At 34.0% G+C, this 22,775-nt stretch carries 21 protein-coding genes; 7 read left to right on the top strand and 14 right to left on the bottom strand.

Going from position 1 to position 22,775, the window contains the following annotated elements; all coding sequences use genetic code 11:
- Positions 1-40: 40 nt before the first annotated feature.
- Positions 41-646 (top strand): transcriptional regulator, encoded by a 606-nt coding sequence (locus tag AC4FRF_RS15675; protein ID WP_491160901.1) that lies wholly within the window; start codon positions 41-43, stop codon positions 644-646.
- On the top strand, positions 640-1,350 hold the full coding sequence (locus AC4FRF_RS15680; RefSeq protein ID WP_491160903.1) for a DUF3307 domain-containing protein: 711 nt from the start codon (positions 640-642) through the stop codon (positions 1,348-1,350). Before AC4FRF_RS15675 ends, AC4FRF_RS15680 begins: the two co-directional genes overlap by 7 nt.
- Positions 1,351-1,515: 165 nt before the next feature.
- Here the strand turns inward: AC4FRF_RS15680 and AC4FRF_RS15685 are convergent, their stop codons facing one another.
- Positions 1,516-2,556, bottom strand: a complete 1,041-nt coding sequence (locus AC4FRF_RS15685; RefSeq protein WP_491160905.1) for an agmatine deiminase family protein — start codon at positions 2,554-2,556, stop codon at positions 1,516-1,518.
- 2 nt (positions 2,557-2,558) lie between these two features.
- A complete protein-coding gene (locus AC4FRF_RS15690; RefSeq protein WP_491160907.1) occupies positions 2,559-3,446 on the bottom strand; it encodes a carbon-nitrogen hydrolase in 888 nt (295 codons plus the stop codon).
- 242 nt (positions 3,447-3,688) lie between these two features.
- On the opposite strand from AC4FRF_RS15690, the gene AC4FRF_RS15695 reads away from it, so the two are divergent.
- Positions 3,689-7,978: a PKD domain-containing protein gene (locus AC4FRF_RS15695; protein WP_491160908.1), complete on the top strand. Its 4,290-nt coding sequence runs from the start codon at positions 3,689-3,691 to the stop codon at positions 7,976-7,978.
- A gap of 15 nt (positions 7,979-7,993) precedes the next feature.
- A complete protein-coding gene (locus AC4FRF_RS15700) occupies positions 7,994-8,995 on the top strand; it encodes a PorP/SprF family type IX secretion system membrane protein (RefSeq protein ID WP_491160910.1) in 1,002 nt (333 codons plus the stop codon).
- A gap of 4 nt (positions 8,996-8,999) precedes the next feature.
- On the opposite strand, the gene AC4FRF_RS15705 is transcribed toward AC4FRF_RS15700, so the two are convergent.
- From AC4FRF_RS15705 to AC4FRF_RS15720, 4 genes are all read right to left on the bottom strand, one after another.
- The gene (locus AC4FRF_RS15705; RefSeq protein WP_491160912.1) at positions 9,000-9,521 is read right to left on the bottom strand and encodes a GNAT family N-acetyltransferase; all 522 of its coding nucleotides are present in this window, start codon (positions 9,519-9,521) and stop codon (positions 9,000-9,002) included.
- A gap of 87 nt (positions 9,522-9,608) precedes the next feature.
- A complete protein-coding gene (locus tag AC4FRF_RS15710; protein WP_491160914.1) occupies positions 9,609-9,881 on the bottom strand; it encodes a DUF4242 domain-containing protein in 273 nt (90 codons plus the stop codon).
- 110 nt (positions 9,882-9,991) lie between these two features.
- A complete protein-coding gene (locus tag AC4FRF_RS15715; protein ID WP_491160916.1) occupies positions 9,992-10,858 on the bottom strand; it encodes a DUF808 domain-containing protein in 867 nt (288 codons plus the stop codon).
- Positions 10,859-10,997: 139 nt separating this feature from the next.
- Positions 10,998-11,540, bottom strand: coding sequence for a TetR/AcrR family transcriptional regulator (locus AC4FRF_RS15720; protein WP_491160918.1), 543 nt, complete (start codon positions 11,538-11,540; stop codon positions 10,998-11,000).
- 170 nt (positions 11,541-11,710) lie between these two features.
- Between AC4FRF_RS15720 and AC4FRF_RS15725 the strand changes: the two genes are divergently transcribed.
- Positions 11,711-12,526: a universal stress protein gene (locus tag AC4FRF_RS15725; protein WP_491160919.1), complete on the top strand. Its 816-nt coding sequence runs from the start codon at positions 11,711-11,713 to the stop codon at positions 12,524-12,526.
- Positions 12,527-12,613: 87 nt separating this feature from the next.
- On the opposite strand, the gene AC4FRF_RS15730 is transcribed toward AC4FRF_RS15725, so the two are convergent.
- The 5 genes from AC4FRF_RS15730 to AC4FRF_RS15750 form a co-directional block, all read right to left on the bottom strand.
- The gene (locus tag AC4FRF_RS15730; RefSeq protein ID WP_491160920.1) at positions 12,614-13,213 is read right to left on the bottom strand and encodes a nitroreductase family protein; all 600 of its coding nucleotides are present in this window, start codon (positions 13,211-13,213) and stop codon (positions 12,614-12,616) included.
- A gap of 124 nt (positions 13,214-13,337) precedes the next feature.
- Positions 13,338-13,904 carry a GNAT family N-acetyltransferase gene (locus AC4FRF_RS15735; RefSeq protein ID WP_491160922.1) on the bottom strand — a complete coding sequence of 189 codons (567 nt, stop codon included), beginning with the start codon at positions 13,902-13,904 and terminating at the stop codon, positions 13,338-13,340.
- Between the two features lie 22 nt (positions 13,905-13,926).
- A complete protein-coding gene (locus AC4FRF_RS15740; RefSeq protein ID WP_491160924.1) occupies positions 13,927-14,280 on the bottom strand; it encodes a bleomycin resistance protein in 354 nt (117 codons plus the stop codon).
- Positions 14,281-14,326: 46 nt separating this feature from the next.
- The gene (locus AC4FRF_RS15745) at positions 14,327-15,091 is read right to left on the bottom strand and encodes a GDSL-type esterase/lipase family protein (protein ID WP_491160926.1); all 765 of its coding nucleotides are present in this window, start codon (positions 15,089-15,091) and stop codon (positions 14,327-14,329) included.
- Between the two features lie 390 nt (positions 15,092-15,481).
- Entirely contained in the window at positions 15,482-16,960 is a 1,479-nt protein-coding gene (locus tag AC4FRF_RS15750) for an AAA family ATPase (RefSeq protein ID WP_491160928.1), read from the bottom strand.
- Between the two features lie 90 nt (positions 16,961-17,050).
- On the opposite strand from AC4FRF_RS15750, the gene AC4FRF_RS15755 reads away from it, so the two are divergent.
- Positions 17,051-17,218 carry a hypothetical protein gene (locus AC4FRF_RS15755; RefSeq protein WP_491160930.1) on the top strand — a complete coding sequence of 56 codons (168 nt, stop codon included), beginning with the start codon at positions 17,051-17,053 and terminating at the stop codon, positions 17,216-17,218.
- A gap of 132 nt (positions 17,219-17,350) precedes the next feature.
- On the opposite strand, the gene clpB is transcribed toward AC4FRF_RS15755, so the two are convergent.
- Entirely contained in the window at positions 17,351-19,957 is a 2,607-nt protein-coding gene (gene clpB, locus AC4FRF_RS15760) for an ATP-dependent chaperone ClpB (protein WP_491160932.1), read from the bottom strand.
- A gap of 150 nt (positions 19,958-20,107) precedes the next feature.
- On the opposite strand from clpB, the gene ytxJ reads away from it, so the two are divergent.
- On the top strand, positions 20,108-20,497 hold the full coding sequence (gene ytxJ / locus AC4FRF_RS15765) for a bacillithiol system redox-active protein YtxJ (RefSeq protein WP_491160934.1): 390 nt from the start codon (positions 20,108-20,110) through the stop codon (positions 20,495-20,497).
- Positions 20,498-20,579: 82 nt separating this feature from the next.
- Here ytxJ and AC4FRF_RS15770 read toward each other — a convergent pair whose 3' ends face one another.
- Together AC4FRF_RS15770 and AC4FRF_RS15775 are read right to left on the bottom strand one after the other, a co-directional pair.
- Positions 20,580-21,584, bottom strand: a complete 1,005-nt coding sequence (locus AC4FRF_RS15770; RefSeq protein ID WP_491160936.1) for a DUF4421 family protein — start codon at positions 21,582-21,584, stop codon at positions 20,580-20,582.
- A gap of 15 nt (positions 21,585-21,599) precedes the next feature.
- Positions 21,600-22,445 carry a hypothetical protein gene (locus AC4FRF_RS15775; protein ID WP_491160938.1) on the bottom strand — a complete coding sequence of 282 codons (846 nt, stop codon included), beginning with the start codon at positions 22,443-22,445 and terminating at the stop codon, positions 21,600-21,602.
- Positions 22,446-22,775: the final 330 nt, after the last annotated feature.

The raw sequence follows: 22,775 nt of genomic DNA on the forward strand, positions 1-22,775 counted from the left end.
TTTAGCGATATTTTTTGTATCTTGCTTCAAAATTTAAAAGATGAAAGCAGTTATTACAGGAGATATTATGCATTCCAGAAAGTTGCCATCGGCAATTTGGTTGGAGGAGTTAAAAGCTGTTCTGAATAATTACGGTAATGAACCTCAAGATTGGGAAATTTATAGAGGGGATAGTTTTCAGTTGCTCGTTTCGGTTGAAGAAGCACTTGAAGTGGCTTTGTATATAAAAGCAACTATCAAGCAATTTAAGGAATTAGATGTGCGAATGGCAATAGGAATAGGTTCTGTGGATTATGTGGCCCAAAAAATTACAGAATCCAATGGTGAGGCATTTATAAATTCTGGAGAATGTTTCGAAAATTTGAAGAAACAAACCTTAGGATTGCTAACACCTTGGAAAGAATTCGATGCCACTTTTGCAGTTATTTTTTCGTTTATGTTAATGATTGCTGATAATTGGACAAGTACTTCGGCTGAAATTTTAAAAAAAGCGTTAGAAAACCCGGAGAGTAACCAAAATCAATTGGCAGAAGCGCTAAATAGAAAAAGTCAAAGCTCTATTAGCTCTTCGCTGAAAAGAGCTGGATATGAGGAGTTGAAAAATACAATTGCATTTTATAAACATGAAATAAAAAAACGATGGTAGTATTATTTTTAAGTTTGCTTTTGGCGCATTTAATAGGTGATTTTTTATTGCAGCCTACTACTTGGGTAAAAGATAAGAAGAAGAAAAAAATCAAATCGAAGTATTTGTATTATCACATAGGTTTGCATTTAGTATTGTTGCTAATTACCACAAAGTTCAATAGTGATTATTTACTAGGAGTATTTTTTCTGGTTTTGAGCCATTTGGCGATTGATTGTGCCAAATTGTATTTTGAGAAAAAGAAAACAGCAAAACTTTGGTTTTTTGTAGATCAAGTTTTGCATTTATTGATGATAGCAATAGTGGTATATTGTTATTTTTCATACCAAATTCCTTTTGATAGCTTGTATTCTACTCAAAGCTTAGCCTTGATTACTTCTTTAGTTTTAGTGACCTATGTGAGTGCTATTGTGTTGAAAGTATTGTTGTCTAAATGGAGTTCTCAAATTATAAAGACAGATCCAGGAAATACCAATAATGCCGGAAAATATATTGGGATTTTAGAAAGACTTTTTATTTTCTTTTTTGTAGTGATTAATTTCTGGGAAGGAATTGGCTTTTTACTGGCAGCTAAGTCTATTTTTAGATTTGGTGATTTAAAAGAATCTAAAGATGTTCGATTGACGGAGTATATTTTGATAGGTACTTTGTTGAGTTTTGGTTTTGGAATCGTATGCGCGATGTTGTATCGATACTTTATTTAACCGCAAAGTTTTGAAAGTACTTCGCAAAGGTCACAAAGAAAAGTAATCTGCTGAATCTGCGTGCTATTTTTTTTAACGCAGATTCAGCAGATTTAAAATATCAAAGCTTCGCAAAGCTTTAAAATAGCTTTGCGAAACCTTTGCAAACTTTGCGGTAAAAAAAAACTAAGCAGGAATCTGCTGACTTAAACAATGCAAGGTTCCGAATCCCCAAATCAAATCAATCGCACTGATGCCAATAATTTCTCGGTCAGGGAAACATTCAGCTAAGATATTTAGTGCTTTTCTATCGTTGGCGTCATTAAAAGTTGGAACTAACACACAATTATTTAAAATCAGGAAATTAGCATAACTTGCTGGTAAACGTAGGTCTTCAAAATCCAATCGTTTTGGCATTGGCAATGTTACAATAACCGGTGATTTCCCATTTTCTAATTTGGCATTTTGTAAACGTTTCAGATTATCTTGCAAAGGTTCGTAATTAGCATCTGTTTTATCCGTTTCTACAATGGTAACAATGGTGTCTTCGTTGATAAAACGGGCTAAATCGTCAATATGACCGTGAGTATCATCACCCTGAATTCCGTCTCCTAACCAAATCACATTGGTTACACCTAAATATTCTTTAAAAACGGCTTCGTAATCGGCTTTAGTAAAACCTGCATTACGCACCTGAATACTTGGGTGCATCAAACATTCTTCTGATGTTAAAAGCGTACCACGACCATTTACATCAATTGCGCCACCTTCAACAATTACGGGTTTTCCGTTGTAGGTTACCTGAGTTAAAGGTATTTGTAAAGCATCAGCAACTGTTTTAGGAACATGCTTATCCAGCTGGAAGTTTTTGTATTTTGCCCAACCGTTGAAATTAAAATTCAAAGCTTCTCTTTTGCCGTCTTTGTACACCACAATAGGACCAGAATCACGCATCCAAGAGCGATTGGTTTTCTGAATGATAAACGAAACTTGCTTTAAGTCTACGCGAGCTCTTTCAAGCATATCTGTTACCTTGTCTTGTAGTTTTTGGTCAATAACTACTAGAAATACTTTTTCATAAGCAGCCACTTTTTTAATAAACTCTACAAAAGCCCATTGAATAGCATCGTATTTTCCAGGCCAATCATTTCCGTTATGCGGAAAACAAAGTAAAATTCCCTCTTGTTTTTCCCATTCAGCAGGAAAACGTCTTGTGTTTATACTCATGATTAGTCTATCGCTCTTTTAGTAATATCACCAAAAGCATCAATTCTTCTATCTCTGAAGAATGGCCAATTTTGGCGTACATTTTCTTGTAAGTCTAAATCAACCTCAGCAATTAAGATTTCTTCTTTATCATGTGATGCCTGTGCTAAAATTTCTCCTTGAGGTCCACAAATAAACGAAGCTCCCCAGAATTCAATTCCTGGAGTATCTGGTAAATATTGTTCTAAACCAATGCGGTTTGCCGCGGCAACATAAACACCATTAGCAACGGCATGTCCTTTCATAACATTCATCCAGGCGCCATATTGGTTTTCACCATATTGTTCTTTTTCTTGTGGATGCCATCCAATTGCTGTTGGATAAAATAAAACTTCAGCACCTTTAAGTGCCGTTAAACGAGCTGCTTCTGGATACCATTGATCCCAACAAATTAAAGTTCCAATATTTCCTTTTTGAGTACGATTGTTTTTGAAACCTAAATCACCTGGAGTGAAATAGAATTTTTCATAAAATGCTGGATCGTCCGGAATGTGCATTTTACGGTATAATCCCGCTTCAGTTCCATCAGTATCAATAATGTAAGCACTGTTGTGATAGATGCCTGCCATTCTTTTTTCGAAGAAAGGAACAATGATTACCACTCCTAATTCTTTAGCTAATTCGCTAAAAGCTATAAAAGAAGTGCTGTATAAAGGTTCAGCCAAAGCAAAATTGTCTACATCTTCACTTTGACAGAAATAATGACTGCTATATAATTCAGGTAATGAGATTACTTCTGCTCCTTGATTGGCAGCGTCTCTTACCCAACTGATACATTTTTTTAGATTATTTTCGGCAACATCATTCAAGTTCAACTGAATAACGGCTATTTTGTATTTTTTATTTGGCATCGATAAAAATTTTAGACTGCAAAAATAGGTATTTTTATGAAGAGTAGGAATATTGTGATTTAGAAAAGTGATAAGTTACAAAATTGTAGTTATTACATTTATCTTACATAAATGTAGATTAAATCAATTTTATATTTATTTTTGTCAGAAAATTATTTTTTTAATTTATGGTGAAAATTTTACGTCTATTATATCCCTGTTTTTTTCTTGTTATTCTAATTTTTTGCAACTGTAATGAGGGGATGGCAAAAGCTATTATTGACAGAGTTGATAGTAATGTAGCGGCTCCAACAGTTGATTTTAGTTTTAATAATAATAACAGTTGTTCGAATACGCCAATAACATTTACACCTAATATAACAGGCGATGCACCTTATACGTATCTATGGGATTTTGGAGATGGTACAAGTTCAACCAATAGTAATCCTACGCATAGTTTTACTGCTTTAGGTTGCGGTTTTCAAAATTTTGATGTCAAACTTACAGTAAAAGATCAAAATGGTTTAAGCAATTCAGTAACTAAAACAGTTTCAGTACAACAAAAGCCTGATTTAAAGTTTGTCAATCCAGATGCTGGTAATACTTCAGTTTTTGAACGTTGTGGTGATAATAACACCAATTTAACCTATACTATTCGAGTAGGTAATGCTTCTGCTTCGGTCTCCTGTATTAGTTCTTACAATATAGATTGGGGTGATGGAAGCACTGAAACGAATGTTAGTTTTCCAAAGACACATACGTACCAACGTTTAGGTTCTTTTAATATGGTTATTACAGCCGTAGGAAGTGCAGGTTGTAATAATAGTATTTCGTACATCGTAAAAAATTCAAACAATCCTGTAGGAGCTTTGATTGCTCCAGGAAATACGACCAACTTTTGTATTCCGGTAGCTCCAATGAATTTTGCCATTGGTTCCTGGGCATTAAATCCTTCTGATACCAGATATACGGTGAATTTTGGTGATGGTACAATTGAAAATTATACACAATCGCAATTAGAAGGTTCAGTATATTATAATGCTTCAAATCCTTCTGTTTCACAGGGTTTTCCTATTCCGCATACTTTTACGCGATTTAATTGTCCGGGTGGAAGTACGGTAACTTTGACGATTAGTAATTCTTGTGGAAGTACGAGTTTATCTGCCGGTCCTATCATTATTTTGGATAAACCAACTGTAAGTTTTAGTTCGCCAAGTATAGCCTGTGTGAATTCGTCAGTTTATTTTAGTAATACCACTGTTGCCGGATTTAAAAATGATTGTAGTACAGTGGGAGTATATACCTGGGATTTTGGTGATGGAACACCCGTATCTAATCAGGTTAATCCAAGTCATGTTTATACCTCACCAGGGTCATATACCATTAAACTAAATGCTGTAACGCCTTGTGGTGTGGGAGTAGAATACAGAAGAGATATTTGTGTGGAACCTGTTTTACAACCCAATTTTACTTATACAAAAGCTTGTATCAATTCGAATACTCAGATAAGCAATACAACCGATACGAGATTTGCCTGTGGTTCTCAAAGTTATTATTGGACAGTTACTTCTTATTATGATCCCTATTGTGAAAATGAAAGAGGGAATTGGTATTTTACTTCCGGAACAAGTTCAAACTCGAAAGATCCAGTAATCAATTTTACGGTTTCGGGAACTTATTACCTTCGATTAAGAACTATAAATTCCTGCGGTATCGAAAGAGAAATTACTAAGATTATAGAAGTTAAAAAACCTCCAATTATTACCTTAGATCCTATTTCTAATTTTTGTAATTCTGCCACAATCAATCCGGTTGGAAAAGTAGTAGAGAATTGTGCACCAAGTTCTGAATTGACTTATTCCTGGAGTTTTCCCGGAGGTACGCCTTCAACATCTAACTCCTTAAATCCTGGAGCTATTAATTATACAACCAGTGGAAATTATACGGCTACATTTACTGTAAGTAATAGTTGTGGATCGGTTTCAACGACACGAACTTTTTCTGTAAATACAGTACTTTCTCCAATTATTTCCGCAAAAACAAATAGAATATGTAGTGGAAGTTCTTTTAGCATAACTCCTAGAAGTGGTGGAGGAGATAATGTTCCGTCCGGTACTACATACACCTGGTCAACACCAACAGTTTCGCCTGCCGGAGCAATAAGTGGCGCATTTGCACAATCTTCTCCTCAAACGAGAATCAGTCAAACATTAACTAATCTTACCTCAAATCGTGCTACTGTTACTTATACTGTTTCGCCTACAGCAGGAAGTTGTCCGGGACCTAATTTTACCGTTACCGTTACCGTAGATCCATTGATTACTGCTAATCCGGTAATTGTAAATACGAGTTGTTTTGGTTCTGATGATGGAGCGATTAATTTAACTGTAAGAGGAGGAATTCCTTTTACTACAGGTGCTCCGTATTTGTTTTCTTGGACAGGTCCCAATGGTTTTACCAGTACTGATGAGGATATTTCAAATTTAGTCGCAGGAACTTATACTTTGAGAATTACAGATAATGGAAATTGTCCTTTTGTAGCTACTTATCAGGTAAATCAACCGGCTAAATTTGCTTTTTCTGGATTTAAAACAGATATTTCCTGTCATGATTTGAATGACGGACAAATTAATTTAAATGTAAGTGGCGGTACTACACCTTATACTTATGTTTGGACTAAAGATGGTAATCCGTTTACGGGAACTAATAACCTTCAAAATTTATCTGAAGGTGTTTATCATGTAACTATTACAGAAATTAATAATTGCGATATACTCGAAGGGGATTATACAATTGTTAATCCTCCATTATTAGAAGTTACATTAGCGAGCCAAAAAAATATTTTGTGTTATGGGTATAATACAGGAGAAATTGATGTAGATGTAAGCGGAGGCCGCGCCGCACAAACAAGTCCCGGAGTTTTTAATTATAGTTATTATTGGACAGGACCTAATAATTATAGCAGTACGGTTAAAAATCCAAGAAATCTGTATGCAGGAACTTATCATTTGAGAGTAACTGACAATTCAGGATGTACAGATGATTTAGAGGTTGTGTTGACTCAGAATACCGAAATTAAATTAGAATATACAAAAACGGAAATAGCCTGTTATAATTATAGCGATGCCTCAATTACGATTACTAACATTAGTGGAGGTGTTCCTTTTGCAACAGCAGAACCTTACATTATTAAATGGAGTAATTTAGGTTCAGGAAGAGTCCAAAATAATTTGTCGGCAGGAACTTATATTATTACTATTGAAGATGCTCTGGGTTGCCCTAAAGTATTTCCTATTACCATTGACAATGTTCCCGAATTTTCAATTAGTCCTGATGTAAAAGATGTAAGCTGTTATGGTGAAAAAAATGGTCACATCCGATTGAATTTGGTTGGAGGAGTTGCTCCGTTAACCTTAGTCTGGAGTGATGGTTCGACTGCAGGAACGGAGCGAAATAATTTGGGACCAGGAAAGTATTCGGTAACAATTACAGATAAAAAAAATTGTACCATTCAGGAAGAATTTATTATTAATGAGCCTTTACCAATTGAGTTAAGCGCTGATGTTTCTAATCCATTGAGTTGTTACGATGCGAATACGGGAGCTATTAATTTGGTGGTAACAGGAGGAACACCTCCATTTATTTATGCCTGGTCTAATGGTGCTAATACAGAAGATTTAACCAATTTGCCTCCGGATAATTATACCGTAAATGTGACGGATGCTAATGGCTGTAAAGCAACTAATTCTTGGAAAATTACCCGTTTTGAACAACTGACACCTACGGTTGAAACCATAACTGATTTTGATTGTGATACTAAATATGTGAAACAAACATTCGTAGGACATGTTAAGGGAGGAATTCCGCCTTATACCTTAAGTTGGTCTGACGGAGTAGTTAGCGGCAGTAATAACCAAATCATGAATACGAATAACAACGGATTGATTGTTTTTAGTGTCAAAGATAGTTTTGGTTGTGAAGCTAGTATCCCTTTTAATGTGAATACTCCCGTTTTAAGAGAAGCTAATTTCTCATATGGTTCTTACGGATTTGATGTCTATAATTTGTATTCGATTTTTGATCCTATTTTGTTTACCAATTTAGCAACTGGCGATTTTACGAATATTTCCTGGGATTTTGGAGACGGTAATTTCTCCGATGAAGAAAATCCATCTCACATTTATACCAGAGTAGGAACTTATACAGTCAAACAAACCGTTACCTATCCTTTTGGATGTCAATATGTCTACACAAATACTCTAAAAATTGAAAAAGGCTATAGTGTAGAAATGCCCAATGCTTTTTCACCTAATAATGATGGGGTTAACGATAGTTTTGCTCCAATATTCTTAGGTTTTACTGAAGTTACTTTGTATGTATTTGATACCTGGGGAAGTTTAATTTACAGTGAAACTGGAGAAAACATTAAGGGGTGGAACGGAAAAGTAAAAGATTTAGAAGCTGAAAACGGTAATTATTATTATAAAATGATAGGAAAAACATTTTACAATCACAGTATTACGCTGGAAGGAGCTTTAACATTAATAAAATAGAAGAAGTCAATACACATGAAAATTAAAATAGTTAGCATTCTTGTTTTTTGCTTTTTTTATGCATCTGTTAAAGCACAGGATCCTGTTTTTACCCAATATTTTTTAGTGCCTGAAACCTTAAATCCCGGATTTACGGGTTTTATGGAAACCACCTATACGGGAATTATTCACAGAGAACAATGGCCGGATTTGAATTTAAAAATCGCTACCGATTATGTTTTTTTAAATACTTGGAGCGAGGAAATGAATAGTGGACTTGGTGTGAGTTTTTTAAATCAAAGGGAAAGTGCTACTAATTATAATTTTTCACAACTGAATGCTAATTATGCTTATCGGGTACGGGTGAGTGATGAATGGGATTTCAGACCAGCTATTGAAGTTGGATTTGGTTATAAATCCTTTGCTTTTCGAAATTTATTATTAGAAGACCAAATTAATATTCGAACAGGAGTTAACAATGCGACCTCGATAGATCCGGCTTTACAAAACGATAAAGTAAGTTTCTTTGATATTGGAGCCGGAATGGTTTTCAATACCGAGGATTTATGGATCGGTTTATCAATGAAACATCTCAATAAACCCAATATTGCTTTTAACAAAGATGGGAATGTGCCACTGAATACCTTTTTCTCTTTGAGTACAGGATATGAATTCCTTTTAGCTGATTATATCGACGTGCAATTTTTTCCCTATGCAACTAAAATGTTTGCTACCGCCAACTATATGCAACAGGGGCGTTACAATCGCTTAGACATTGGAACATCCATTTTATTTGAAAAGATGTTTTTTGGTGTTACGGCTGTTACTAATCCGGCTAAAAATGGGATTGATGGACATTTGCTTACCTCGGTGAATCTTTTTACAGGATTGCAGTATGATCATTTAAGATTGGGATTATCTTATGATATGAACACCACCAAAATAGGTAAAACAGGAGGGGTGTATGAGTTGTCTTTGACGTATCAGTTTAATTTGGATAAAAAATGTTTTGGTTGTCCCAATTATACCGGAAGGTAGGCTCTTAATTTATTTTGAGTTTCATCATAATATCCGTTTGTTCATCGTTACCTAATTTAAAAATATGTTTGTCAAATTCGACAAAACCATTTTTTTGGTAAAAATGAATGGCTCTTCGATTTTCTTCCCAAACTCCTAACCAAACATAATCTACTTTTTTATGTTTTGCTATTTCAATGGCTTTATCATAAAGTAATTGACCTACTTTTTTTCCGTGAAAAGCTTTGGCTACATAAATCCTTTCAATTTCCAGTGCTTCGCTGTCTTTGAGTTCTGTTTGCGATTCGCCAAAATTAATTTTTAAGTAACCAATAATTTCGTTTTCAGCTGTAGCAAAATAAAATTCTGAATCCGAATTATCCAGTTCGGCTGCGAGTTTTGCAATTGAAAGACCTTCTTCTAAATAGTTTTTCATGTTTTCTTCCGAATTGTATTCAGAGAAAGTTTCGAAAAATGTTTGACGTGCAATTTTTTGTAAAGCTTCAACTTGATTCGGACTGACTTTTGAGATGAATACGGCGCTCATGTATTAGTAGGAATTAAATTTATTTGAGGAATGATAATAATACAAAAAGAAGCTGTTCTTTAGAAACAGCCTTGGTTATTGAATTCGTTATTCAGCGGTGACGGGGTCAATGACTGCTGAAACTTTACTGATAGAATTAGCAGGAAATCCTCCTTGTTTGGCATGTTCAAGAATCATTTCCTCATTTGGCGCATTGTAAACACAATAGATTTTGTTATCCGTTACATAACTATGAACCCATTGGATTTCAGATCCCATTTTAAGCAATACGCCACAAGAGGTTTGCGAAATGGCTTTTAATTGCTCAGGAGTTAATTTTCCGGCTTCCGGAATTTCTCTTTCAATAACATACTTTGGCATAGCTTTTAAATTTAGAATTGACAATTTTTTTTTTGGTTTGGAGTACCACTAAGTTACAAAAAATAAAAGCTAATATGCTGTTTTTGAATTTTTTAAATGTACTTGTTTATTTATTTTTTCAATACTTTTTTGAAAAGTGAAATTAAAACTAAAACAGCGAATCCGAAAACCAGTCCAATGATAAATTCTTTAATAAATGCAGGAATTGCTTCTGCAAAATGATGGAAAAATTCAATATTATGGGCAAATATTCCTCCTGCAACCAGAATTAAAGCAATCGTTCCAATAACGGCTAAACTCTTAATAACTTTAGGTAAAGCCTGAACCAGTATTTTTCCAATAGATTTGGTAATGCTGTTTTCTTTGGTACTCATGGCTATTAGTTTGAAACCTGTTTCGTCCATTCGAACAATAAGCGCAACAATGCCATAAACACCCACTGTAGCTAATAAAGCAATTAGGGAAACGGTAATGATTTGAGGAATGATTTCCTGTCCCAAAACTGTTCCCAATGCCATAATAACAATTTCGACCGATAAGATAAAATCGGTTACAATAGCCGATTTGATTTTTTCTTTTTCGACAAGTAAAATTTCTTCTTCTGAAAGCACTTTTGATTCGATGGCTATTTTTTCATGGTGATGTGGAACCAGATATTCGTATATTTTTTCAGCTCCTTCATACGCCAGATAAAGGCCACCCAGAATAAGGATAATTTTGATAGCTATTGGGAAAAAAGTACTCAGTACAAAAGCAATTGGCAGTATGATGATTTTGTTAAGTAGCGAACCTTTGGTAATAGCCCATAAAACAGGTAATTCTCTGGAGGATGCAAAACCGGAAGCTTTTTCGGCATTTACAGCCAAATCATCTCCTAAAATTCCGGCAGTTTTCTTGGCTGCCACTTTACTCATTACGGCCACATCGTCCATAATAGCTGCAATATCATCTAATAGTGCAAAAAATCCTGATGCCATATTATTTGTTTTTAAAAATTTTCTTGCGAAACTACTATTTTTTTAGTTGGAAAAAATATTTTAATTGTAGTAAGTAGATAAATTTTAAGAAATAGTTTGTCCTAACTTTGTTTCATTATGTGATTAAAAATAAAATCAACTATTTTGGCATCACATCCAATATTCGATTCATTTTTTCTGATTCAATTTGGTATAATCCTAAAGTATTCATATTCCATATACCCATAGCAACCATAGTACCTAATAAGGTTTTTATCTCTTTGTTTTCGTCTAAATCTTTCATGATATTATTAGAAAACCATTCGTTCCAAAGGGTACAATAATGGTCGTTGTTAACTAGACATTTATAGATTGTTTTCATCAGTTTGCGGTAGCTTTCATCATTGCATTTCCTAATGGTTACTCTCATTAGTGCAATTGCGGGATTAGGCAAATCTTCAGACGCTAATTCTTCTTTAACCCAATTTTGATATTCTTCAAAGTTTTCTTTAAAAAGAGTATCAAAAATAGCTTCTTTAGAGGGGAAATGATGGATTATTCCTCCTTTACTAAGCCCACACTTTTTAGAAAGTGCATCAAATGATATTTGACTAAGTTCAAGGGTATTGGCCAATTCGATTGCAGCTTCAAGAATTAACTTTCTATTCTCAATTGGTTCTTTTTTCTTCTTGTAGTTATTCATAGTATCATTATATTTTATGCAAACTACTATTTTTTTTATTTAATAGTTCTACTTTCTTTTTAAATTTTAACACAATTTCCACTAAACTTTAAAAGTTTTGTTTGTTAAAGATACCGAACGTTTGGTATCTTTGTTAGAAAAGCAGATTTAATTTTAAAAAATTAAAAATTATGAAAACAATACTCGTTGCCACCGATTTCTCAAAAGAAGCTACTAATGCAGCTGTTTATGCTGCCAATTTTGCAACAGCTACAGGTGCAAAAATTATTCTGTTCCATTTGTATCATGTATCTATTCACGCACTTAATGCGCGCATTTATTCTTCGTCGATGAATGAACTCAGTGAACTAGCTTACAAACAATTAGTAAAGACTGCTAATCAGCTTTCAGAAGAGTTTAGTATTGAAGTGCAAGCGGTTTTAAAAGAAGGCGATTTTATTAAAGAACTTCAAGATACTATTGTGGCTACTCAGACAGATATTGTAGTAATGGGAATGGGAAAGGATTCTATTGAGCAGGATATTTTTGGAAACACTACTACAGATGTCTTACAAACACTTAAGTTTCCTGTGCTTGCAGTTCCAGTTAATGCCGTTTACAAAGGTTTGAATACAATACTTTTTGCCTGCGATATTACACGTGGGGTTCATAAAAAAGTTATAGAAAAGGTAAAAGATATTGCAGTAAAATTAGATGCCACCATTGAACTTTTTCATGTTACTAAAACAATAAAGCAACTTGAACAGCAAACCAATGATGAATGTGATGATTTTGCAGATGGTTTAGACGGAACAAAATATTTTTATAAAAATGTAGCATCAAATGCAATAATCAAAGCCATTCAGGATGAGGTAAATCAAATTAATGCCGATTTATTGATCATGGTTCCCTATAAATATGGTTTTTGGGATGCTATGGTGCACAGGAGTAAAACAGGAATGATGGCGTCCAGAAGTGAAATTCCACTATTATCATTACCTCTTTAATTATATTTTAGAAAAATCTTTTGTCTCAGTTGTTTATATGGATGAGACAAAAGATTTTAAAAAGAAATATAAACCCGTTAGGGTATTTTAAATATGATCAATGACACTTTCCAATGATCTTCTTGATTTAGGAGTCACTTCGATACGGTTAAAATCATCTTCCGCACCATAGCCTACTGCCATAGCAAATAGAGGTTTGTAATCGGCCATATCGAGAATAGCTCTGTATTTGTCAGATTCAATTCCTTCCATAGCAGTAGAATCCAGTCCTAAGGCAATGCTGGCGGTTAAACCAACACCCAGTGCAATATAAACCTGTTTGGCGAGCCAGGTTTTCAATTCGGCTTCCGGAGTATTGGCTCTGATTTTATTGTACCAATCTCTTCGGGCTGCCGGTAATTCTTCATCAACAATTTTTTGGAAAGCGTCCAAATCATCTGCAACCGAAAAGACCACTAATAAATGTGCCTGATTGATTTTCTCGGTATTGTGCATTGAAACAGCAGCCAATTTGGACTTCATTTCTGGATTTTGTACAAAGGTAAACTTCCAAGGCTGTATGTTAATGGAAGAGGGAGTAAGGCGCAAAATTTCTTTTAGATCTTCAATTTTATCCTGAGGAATTGCTTTGTCAGATTGGTAATGCTTAGCTGTATATCTTTTTTGAATTAATTCTAAAATATTCATTTGGATTTTTTTAATGTTTTATTGTTGCAAAGTTAATTGAATAAATTAGCTATATAAAATTTGATCTCTTTAGTTCCATATATTTTATGAGTTACTAAGCAGGGATATACAATAGTTTATAATTTTATTGCAACTTTAATACCATTTGCTCTTCAGTAAAATATTTGTCTTTCCATTTGATGGCGTTTTCTTCAGAGCCAAAGGTGACAAAACCTATTTTCTCATAAAGTGCTTTTGCGTTTTCATTATTGGCAATGACCGTTAAATTAATTTGCTCAATATCATTCATTTTTTTTACCCGTTCGATACATTCATTTAGAAGCATTTTAGCAATACCTTTTCCACGGAAATCTTTTGCTACATACATCCGAAAGATTAGTCCTTTGTGACGTAATTTTTCTCTGTCAATGCCTTCTCGGGCAAAACTTACTACGCCAGCTAATTGATTGTTTAGGTAAGCGCCAAGAGTAAAGCTGTCTTCTTTGTCACGAGTAGGAAACGGGGTACTAAGATCGTCAGTGGCTGTTATTCTGAAGTTTTCTTCATCATTTATCAGTCCGATTGTCAAAAAACTTTTGTATGCTGTTAGTTGGTCTGAAGTTATTTCGAGTATTTTTAAATCTTCCATTTTAGAGTATTGGTTAAACGGATTTACAGTGATTAGGGATAGTGTAAAACATTTTACAGGCACGCAGATTTTGCAGATTAAAACCTTAAGTTATGCTTTCGCCAAAAGTCAACAAATTATTATCCGGATCGAGTAGGGCAAACTCTTTTTGTCCCCAGGGTTTGTTTTGCAAAGGCGCATTAGGATGAATGCTGACTTTCTTATCCAATAATGATTGGTAAAAGCTCTCAATAGCATTCGTTCGAATATAAACCTGACCGTAATTTTCTTCAGGATTCAGGTCTTTGAATTCAAAAAAATGAATTTCGATTTGGTCTATTTTAAGCAGTAAATAATCGCCATAATCTCCAATTTGAGTAAAGCCTAATTGGTCAATGTAATAACTTTTGGTTGCGGTTTTATCCCGCATGGGGAGTTTAGGAACGATGGCTGTCAGCATGAGATTTTGTTTTTTTAAAGATGTAAATTTTCAGAAATCGAAACGTTTATAGTGCATCAATAATTGGTTTTTCAAAATTAATCCATTTTTCATAGCCTTTATCACTTAAATGAACTCCGTCAACGGTAAACTCTTTAGGCAAATCCCCATTAGCGTCCGCAAATTGGCTGTATAAGTCTAAAACTTTGTAATAGCCTTTGTTTTCATTTTTTTTAATAATAGCATTCAGGCTTAGAATATCCTGTTTTAAAAAGTCTCTGCGGCTAGGTAAGACGGTGCGCACATAGATAAGGGTTTGCGGAGATTGATGGTGAATTCGTTTTGCAATTTTTAGAATATTTTGTCCCACATAAGCTGCGGAAGGGATTATTTTATCGTATTTTAATTTTCCGTTATCTTCTTTATGATGGATGTTAAATAAGTCATTGATTCCTATCAGCATAAAAACGGCTTTAGGTTTGAAATAAACAATTTCGTTCAGGCGTTTTAGCACTCCATCAGAAAGATCTCCGGCAATGCCACGATTGCGAAGATGTGGTTTATTGAATTTTTCATCCCAGTTTTTAATTTTTTCCGTGATACTATTCCCAATGAAAACAATATCGCCCATTTCTAATGGCTCTTTCTCAAATGTAGCCATTCTTTGTTTGTAATGTTTTTGCGTCCAGTCGTTATGGTAACGGCTAACAATGTCTTGTTGTGGATAGAATTTCTTTTTTTGTTTTTCTGTAAGCGGTTTTGTTTGTCCTATTATCGCTTGACAAATAATGAGACCTAATAGGAAGATTGTTTTATGAAGCATTTTATTCATTGATTTGGTTTAAACGAACAAGCGCTTTTACTAGATTAATGAAAAGAGCTTAGAACCAAACGAAAATACAATAATAATTAGGTTTTTGCTAAAATTTATTAAAGTAGAGTCTACTGATTGTGGAGAAGTATATTTTAAAAATAGTTCAAGTTATGTTTGGTAAAGCTATCTTAAAAAATGCTTGCTAAGCCCTAATTAATTGCGTCAATCTTGTCATGCTGACGAAGGAAGCATCTTCACAAGATTTATGATAGTTGATTTTATTTGTTAACTGTTGCAGGCACGGAAAGCATTTCCGCGATATCGGGTATTTCGCTAGTTGATATTATTTGCTCACTGTTGCGGGCACAAGCGGGACGCTTGCGCTAGCTGGGGGGAACATAAAAAGCATTATATTTTTTGAATAAGATTTAATGTCATGTTAACATATATTTTTAATTCTTCATCATTTATTATTTCTCCCCAAGGATTTGTTGGGTCACTATGATGAAAAGATTTAGAATAATCGTTGATATCAATTAATTCTTCTAAAATTGGTTTAAGTCTAAACATTGCATCCGTTATAGATGAGTCTCTAATTTTTCTAATAGCATCACCTAACCATTCATTGTGTTCAATATGAGTGAAAAATTTAATTCTAATTATACCTTCTATAATTGGACGTATACATCTAATAACATCTCTTTTTTCAAGATTTGAATCAGCACCATTTTCTATATAATCTTTTAGTATACTTATATCTTTAAATATGCCTGATAGTGTCTCTTTTTCAATATCTTGTTTTGTGATAATACTTGAATCTTTAGATTTAACTATTTTTAAGTTTAGTACATTTTTGATTCCAATTCTGTTAGTTATAGATTTTGCAAAATTAATATCGTGCGTTAAAACTATAATTTGATTACACTTTTCCCCCAATCTTTTTAAGTGATTAATAGTAGCATTTCTTCTTGCATAATCAAAACTTGAAATGGGGTCGTCAAAAATTATAATTTTTTTGTCAAGATTACCTGAAATGTTAAGTTTTGCTAAGAAAAAAGCAAAAGCTAGTGCACTTTTATCTCCTTCACTTAAAGTATATTTTACCGATGAATACGGTTTTTTATCTCTCTCAAAACCAACACTAAATCCACTAACATTTAAATAATAAGAAAGTAATTGTTTCCCGTGTCTATTGTTACCGGTAAACTTTTTTATTTGTAAATAAGGTGTAAAAAATAATAGTTGTTTGTTAATTTCCTCGATATGATTATTGAATATATCTTTTGTGGATTCTCCTATTCGTTTATTTAGGTCTCTGATTTTTAGGCCCCTTTTTTTTATTTCTTCTTTGATAAAGTTAATTTGGATTTTGTATTCAGAAATATCTTTACTTGTCAGTTCAGATTTATTGAATCTAATTTTGTTATTTAATAATTTGCTTTTTTTTTGAAAAGTTCTTTGTTCTTCAATTAAACTAAGTGCTTCTTTTTTTAGTTTAATTCCTTCTTCTCCTACTACAATTTCAAATAAATTTGATCTACTTGTATCAGGTAAATGTGAACCTGTGATTAAGTTGTCTTCGACATAATGTATGTCAAAAACTTCAATGTCCTTATTGGATTTATTCCATTTTTCATTTTTAAATTCATAGAGACCATCGTCACTTAAAATTTTAATTTCTTGTTCTTCGGTAGTTCCAAAAGTTTGTTTTTTTTTGATTAAATTATTATAACCTTGTAAAGATTTTAGAATTAAAGAGAGAGTAGTTTTTCCATTTCCATTGTCACCATAAATGATTGTGTTTTTAGATAATTCGCTAAAAGAATTGTCAGTATTATAGTTTTTGTATCTACCTACGTTTTTAATTTGAATTATCTTTTTTATCATTTTGTATTAATTTTTTAATTTAATTATAGAGATGTTTTTAGTTATTGTAAAGAGCTTATGTTTGCTTTTAGTAACAAAAAGTGTTTATATATGGTTTCAAATATATTAAAATATTCTTACAAAAGTAGTTTTGAAAATTATTTGTATTCAATAGCCCTGATGGTAGTGGCATCCTCTTGTGGTAGCGATAGCGGACACAAGAGATACAGCGTACAGCAGGAGGGAAGTACTTATAGAAAGCTATCGTTATGCTCCTAAATAAAAAAAAACACCAATCGGGTATGACTGGTGTTTTTAGGAGTTTGTTATTGCGAGCGATAGCGCGGCAATCTCACGATTAAAGGCTAGTAGCTCAAAACTTAGTGAGATTGCTTCGTTCCTCGCAATGACTTACACTTCTGTTTTTTCGCTTTGGTTTCTGAAAACCAATTGACCGTCAAAGGCATCCAATAGGATAATACTGTCGGTAGTGATTTTACCAGACAGGATTTCTTTAGACAACTGGTTCAAAACCTCTCTTTGTATGACACGTTTTACTGGACGGGCACCAAACTGAGGGTCGAATCCTTTTTCGGATAAGTAGTCAATGGCTTCCGGTGTGGCGTCCATAGTGATGCCTTGTTGTGCCAGCATTTTAGTCACTGATTTCAATTGTAAGCCTACAATTTGAGCAATATTCGCATTGGTCAACGGCGTAAACATCACAATCTCGTCAATACGGTTAATGAATTCCGGACGAACGGTTTGTTTCAACAAGCCCAGGACTTCTACTTTGGCAGCCTCAGTAGCGGCTTCAATGCCGCCTTTCAGGTTTTCAAATTTCTCCTGAATGATTTGGCTTCCCATATTCGAAGTCATGATGATAATGGTATTCTTGAAATCGGCCAAACGGCCTTTGTTATCTGTCAAGCGTCCTTCGTCCAAAACCTGTAACAGGATATTGAAAGTATCAGGATGTGCTTTTTCAATTTCGTCCAAAAGAATCACAGAATACGGTTTTCTTCTCACGGCTTCGGTCAATTGTCCACCTTCGTCATAACCTACATATCCTGGAGGCGCACCTACCAATCGACTCACGCTGTGGCGTTCTTGGTATTCGCTCATATCGATACGGGTCATGGCATTTTCGTCGTCAAATAAATATTCAGCTAACGCTTTTGCCAACTCGGTTTTACCCACACCGGTTGTTCCAAGGAATAAGAAGGTACCAACTGGTTTTTTCATATCCTGTAATCCGGCACGACTACGACGAACAGCATCACTCACGGCTTCGATGGCTTCTTCCTGACCTACCACGCGGCAGTGTAATTCTTCTTCCAAGTGCAAAAGTTTTTCTCTTTCGCCCTGTAGCATTTTCACCACCGGAATTCCGGTCCATTTGGCTACTACTTCGGCAATATCTTCACGGGTAACTTCTTCTTTAATCAGCGAAGAACCGGATTGATTGTCTTGTAATTCTTTTGTTAGTAAATCCAATCGTTCTTGTGCTTCTTTGATTTTTCCGTATCTGATTTCGGCTACTTTTCCATAATCGCCCTCACGCTCTGCACGTTCGGCTTCGTATTTAAAGTCTTCGATTTCTTTTTTAACGCCTTGAATGTTGTCCACCACATCTTTTTCCGATTTCCATTTGGCAAAAATCTTGTTGCGTTCTTCTTTCAGGTTAGCCAATTCCATTCCCAAAATTTTCAATTTGGCTTCGTCTTTTTCACGTTTGATCGCTTCGATTTCAATTTCGAGTTGCATTACTTTTCGATCTAAAACGTCTAATTCTTCCGGTTTAGAGTTGATTTCCATTCGGATTTTAGAAGCGGCTTCGTCCATTAAATCGATGGCTTTATCCGGTAAAAAACGATTGGTAATGTAACGCTGCGATAGTTCGACAGCGGCAATAATTGCCTCGTCTTTGATTTGTACCTGATGGTGTGTTTCGTATTTTTCTTTAATTCCACGAAGGATAGAAACAGCACTTTCGGTGTCCGGTTCGTCAATCAATACTTTTTGGAAACGTCTTTCCAAGGCTTTGTCTTTTTCGAAATATTTTTGGTATTCGTCCAAAGTCGTAGCTCCAATAGCTCTTAACTCTCCTCTTGCTAAAGCCGGTTTTAAAATATTAGCCGCATCCATGGCACCTTCGCCACCTCCGGCACCTACAAGGGTATGGATTTCGTCAATGAATAAAACAATATCTCCTTCGGCAGAAGTGACTTCTTTTACCACTGATTTCAAACGTTCTTCAAATTCTCCTTTGTATTTGGCTCCGGCAATCAAAGCTCCCATATCCAGTGAGTACACAATTTTTTCTTTTAGATTTTCCGGTACGTCGCCATCTACAATACGATGTGCCAAACCTTCGGCAATGGCGGTTTTACCCACACCGGGTTCTCCCACAAGCATCGGGTTATTTTTGGTTCTTCGAGTCAAAATTTGCAATACTCTACGAATTTCTTCGTCACGGCCAATTACTGGATCTAGTTTACCGCTACGCGCCAATTCGTTCAGGTTCTTAGCGTATTTATTCAGTGAATTATAGGTTTCTTCGGCTGAGGCTGAGGTTACTCTTTCTCCTTTTCGCAATTCTTCAATAGCTGCTTTTAATCCTTTTTCGGTAACTCCCTGATCTTTTAAGATTTGGGCAACTTTAGATTTGGATCCAAAAATACCCAGAATTAAATGTTCGATGGAAACGTATTCATCGTTCATTTTTTGCGCAATAATTTCAGCTTCGTTTAAGGTTTTATTAGCTTCTCTGGAAAGCATTACTTCGCCACCAGAAACTTTTGGAAAACTTTGAATGGTACTGTCTAAGACCTGTAAAAACAGCGGTACATTTACGTTGAGTTTTTTCAAAATGAAAGGCGCCACATTTTCATCTGTTTCAAAAATAGCTTTGAAAATGTGCTCGTTTTCAATTTGTTGTTGGCCAAAACGTTGGGCCAGTTGTTGTGAAAGCTGAATAGCTTCCTGCGATTTAATGGTGAATTTATTAATGTTCATATTGTTTTATAGATTTGGTTTAAACTTATTAATTATCTTTGCAAGCGTTTGGACAAATTGTATTCCATACCAAAATTAACGACAAAACGGCTTAAAAACTATGATTATTATCAGTTTTTAATGTCAAAAAGTCAGAAAATCAGTCAAAATATGAGTTTTTTTAAAAATATCTTCGGGAGCGATGAAGCTCCAAAACAGCCAGAAAGTAAAATGAATTGGGAACAACTAACAGATGTTAATCAGTTAGCTGAAATTATTTTTAATTCAAATGAAAAACCGGCGGTCATTTTTAAACACAGTACCCGATGCAGTATCAGTAGAATGGCGCTGAAGCAATTTGAAAACGAATTTGCTTTAGAGAATAAAGTTACGCCGTATTTTTTAGATTTATTGAATTATCGCGAAATTTCTAATGAAATAGCGCATCGTTTTCAGGTACAACATCAATCTCCTCAGATTTTAGTAATTAAGGACGGTCAATCGGTTTATGATGCTTCACATTCGGATATTGATGCGGAAAGATTGAAAGAGGTAGTGTAATTCAATTAATAAAAATAAAAAGCCACGAATTCACGAATTATGATATTTTAATTCGTGAATTCGTGGCTTTTTTTAAGCGAGGTTACTTACTTTTTTTGAGAATGTTTTGAGGTTTGTTTACGAGATTACTTAATTTTTCAGATGCTTTAAAACGATAGCCTATATAAAATTCAAAAAACTGCTGTTGGTCTTGTATATGAATTGTAGGATCGGCATCATAATAAAAAGTATTCAAGCGACTGCTTACTCCTGTATAAAACTTTTCAGAATTATAACCTAAAGTAAGTCCTAATTGCACTTGAAGAGAAAGTCCATCTACGGTTTCATTGGCAGTGCCATCAGTATAGGTTGTTTTGGTATTATTGTATCCTACGCCTCCATAAGCGCCCATTGAAAGTAATATTTTTTTGCTAATAACCCAATTGTAATAATAACCTGGACCTACTGCTACATCAATACTATGATCTTCGCTGGGACCATTGTTTTTTATCTTGGTAAAATAATAACTAATGCTGGGTACAAAACTTCCGGCACTTTTCTTTTGCCATTCACTTTGCAAAAAGACGGCTCTAAACGAAAAATTTGGATTAAAGATGTATGAAGTGCTTCCGCCAAATTTTCGAACCTGAAAATCTGAAAACAATAAGTTTTCGTTTATTCCTATATCGTCTTTGTGTATATAAAATCCTTTTGTTTTAATATAATCAATACTCTGCATCCATTTACCCAGGTAAAGTCGGGTACTAAAATTATAGAATGTTGTTTTACCATTACTTTCATTGTCTTTATTAAAACGGATAAATTCAGGGGTGTAACCTAAGTCAAACTCTATGAATTTATACATAAAAGTAAAAGTAGATTTTAGCCTTTGATTAGGAGACAGGGTAAAATCAAGATTGCTATTTTTGTCCTTAATGTGAAATGAATTAAAGCTGTTACTCAAACCTAATCTTGTTTTAATATGATCATCATACAACTGAATGTACTCATTTGCTAAGGTATCTTTGACAGAAGCATCCAGATTATGATGTTGACACCAGCTTATTGCAGAAGATAGCAGCAGAAAAAAGAAACAGTACTTTTTCATGACTTTTATTAAGGCTTAGTTTTTTACTTTAGAACCAAAAGGACATCGTTTGATAAGATAATTAATAGTACCATGATAAGCATCGAAAGAATTTCCAAAAGAATTTCTTGATTCTGAATACAAGTTTGTTCCTTGATCATTATAAAAATTCAATCCAATTTTAGTATCATAATTAATAGTTGTTGTTGAATTATTAGAATTGTAAACCGTACCAGATGTTTTTTTACTATCCTTCTTTTCATTTTCTTTACCTTTATATGTGGATATGTCACTTCCATAAGAAGAAGTTCCTTTGTTAGTGATATTTGCCATTCCGTATACTACGTTTTCCACTCCTAGAAGAATAGCCATTTCTTTTGGCGTTTTTGATTTAATATTGTTGTGAGAGATTCCATTTTTGGCTAAAATACTATTGGTAGTAATAGGATCCTGTAACTGCAATCCACGGGTGTTTTCTTTTATAGAAAGATAACTATCGTTTTGTAATTGCTCCGCCATAGTATCAGGATTAAGAGCGGGATCATTTGTTATGAATTCAAATGGTAAAATGGCAATTTGCCCTTTTCTATCTGCTACAGTAGAAGTAGGTGCCATTTCATGGCTATTGGAATTATTTATTATTTCTGTTCTACCGCTGGCAAATTCAATTTTGTTTATTTCAGACTTTTTAAATTCATATTCTAGTGTTTCTCCTTTGTAGATGAATTTGATAGCATCTTCTTTTACTGCTGTAATTTTACCCGCTCTTTTTTCGCCATTGGACATAATTACCGTATCTACTTTATCTTGTGCAGATAGAGTTATTATATTAAAAAAAAAGAGAACAAAAAACAAGGATCTTTTTAGAGTAAATGATTTCATGATTTTTAATTTTAAAATTTACTCTTTAAAAGTATTTTTTTTAGAATTAAAATCCTATTAAAAAAAAATAAAAATAGTGTGTTTTGTCAAAATGCTATTATAGTAAAGTAAAAAATGGTTATCATATAAAAAAAACTCGAAATCTAAATTAAAATATTGTCGAGTTTCTTTTGGAAATAGCTGTTGAAATAAAAGTTACAGTTTATTATATCATAGATTAGTAAAGGTTTAAAGGGATTTATAAAATTGAAAAGTGGATATGCAAACAAAAACTGGAGAAAAAGTTAAGCTACATTTTTGTAATTAATTTGATTGTTAAATTCTTCAATA

The sequence above is a fragment of the Flavobacterium sp. ST-158 genome (assembly GCF_058309975.1).

Bases quoted from the DNA above. Each gene is read 5' to 3' on its own strand.
- AC4FRF_RS15715 (WP_491160916.1), bottom strand. From the start codon at position 10,858: ATGGCATCAGGATTTTTTGCACTATTAGATGATATTGCAGCTATTATG.
- AC4FRF_RS15740 (WP_491160924.1), bottom strand. From the start codon at position 14,280: ATGCTGACAGCCATCGTTCCTAAACTCCCCATGCGGGATAAAACCGCA.
- AC4FRF_RS15775 (WP_491160938.1), bottom strand. From the start codon at position 22,445: ATGAAATCATTTACTCTAAAAAGATCCTTGTTTTTTGTTCTCTTTTTT.
- AC4FRF_RS15675 (WP_491160901.1), top strand. From the start codon at position 41: ATGAAAGCAGTTATTACAGGAGATATTATGCATTCCAGAAAGTTGCCA.
- ytxJ (WP_491160934.1), top strand. From the start codon at position 20,108: ATGAGTTTTTTTAAAAATATCTTCGGGAGCGATGAAGCTCCAAAACAG.
- clpB (WP_491160932.1), bottom strand. From the start codon at position 19,957: ATGAACATTAATAAATTCACCATTAAATCGCAGGAAGCTATTCAGCTT.
- AC4FRF_RS15700 (WP_491160910.1), top strand. From the start codon at position 7,994: ATGAAAATTAAAATAGTTAGCATTCTTGTTTTTTGCTTTTTTTATGCA.
- AC4FRF_RS15705 (WP_491160912.1), bottom strand. From the start codon at position 9,521: ATGAGCGCCGTATTCATCTCAAAAGTCAGTCCGAATCAAGTTGAAGCT.
- AC4FRF_RS15685 (WP_491160905.1), bottom strand. From the start codon at position 2,556: ATGAGTATAAACACAAGACGTTTTCCTGCTGAATGGGAAAAACAAGAG.
- AC4FRF_RS15710 (WP_491160914.1), bottom strand. From the start codon at position 9,881: ATGCCAAAGTATGTTATTGAAAGAGAAATTCCGGAAGCCGGAAAATTA.
- AC4FRF_RS15745 (WP_491160926.1), bottom strand. From the start codon at position 15,091: ATGAATAAAATGCTTCATAAAACAATCTTCCTATTAGGTCTCATTATT.
- AC4FRF_RS15750 (WP_491160928.1), bottom strand. From the start codon at position 16,960: ATGATAAAAAAGATAATTCAAATTAAAAACGTAGGTAGATACAAAAAC.
- AC4FRF_RS15720 (WP_491160918.1), bottom strand. From the start codon at position 11,540: ATGAATAACTACAAGAAGAAAAAAGAACCAATTGAGAATAGAAAGTTA.
- AC4FRF_RS15770 (WP_491160936.1), bottom strand. From the start codon at position 21,584: ATGAAAAAGTACTGTTTCTTTTTTCTGCTGCTATCTTCTGCAATAAGC.
- AC4FRF_RS15690 (WP_491160907.1), bottom strand. From the start codon at position 3,446: ATGCCAAATAAAAAATACAAAATAGCCGTTATTCAGTTGAACTTGAAT.
- AC4FRF_RS15725 (WP_491160919.1), top strand. From the start codon at position 11,711: ATGAAAACAATACTCGTTGCCACCGATTTCTCAAAAGAAGCTACTAAT.
- AC4FRF_RS15695 (WP_491160908.1), top strand. From the start codon at position 3,689: ATGGCAAAAGCTATTATTGACAGAGTTGATAGTAATGTAGCGGCTCCA.
- AC4FRF_RS15680 (WP_491160903.1), top strand. From the start codon at position 640: ATGGTAGTATTATTTTTAAGTTTGCTTTTGGCGCATTTAATAGGTGAT.
- AC4FRF_RS15755 (WP_491160930.1), top strand. From the start codon at position 17,051: ATGGTTTCAAATATATTAAAATATTCTTACAAAAGTAGTTTTGAAAAT.
- AC4FRF_RS15730 (WP_491160920.1), bottom strand. From the start codon at position 13,213: ATGAATATTTTAGAATTAATTCAAAAAAGATATACAGCTAAGCATTAC.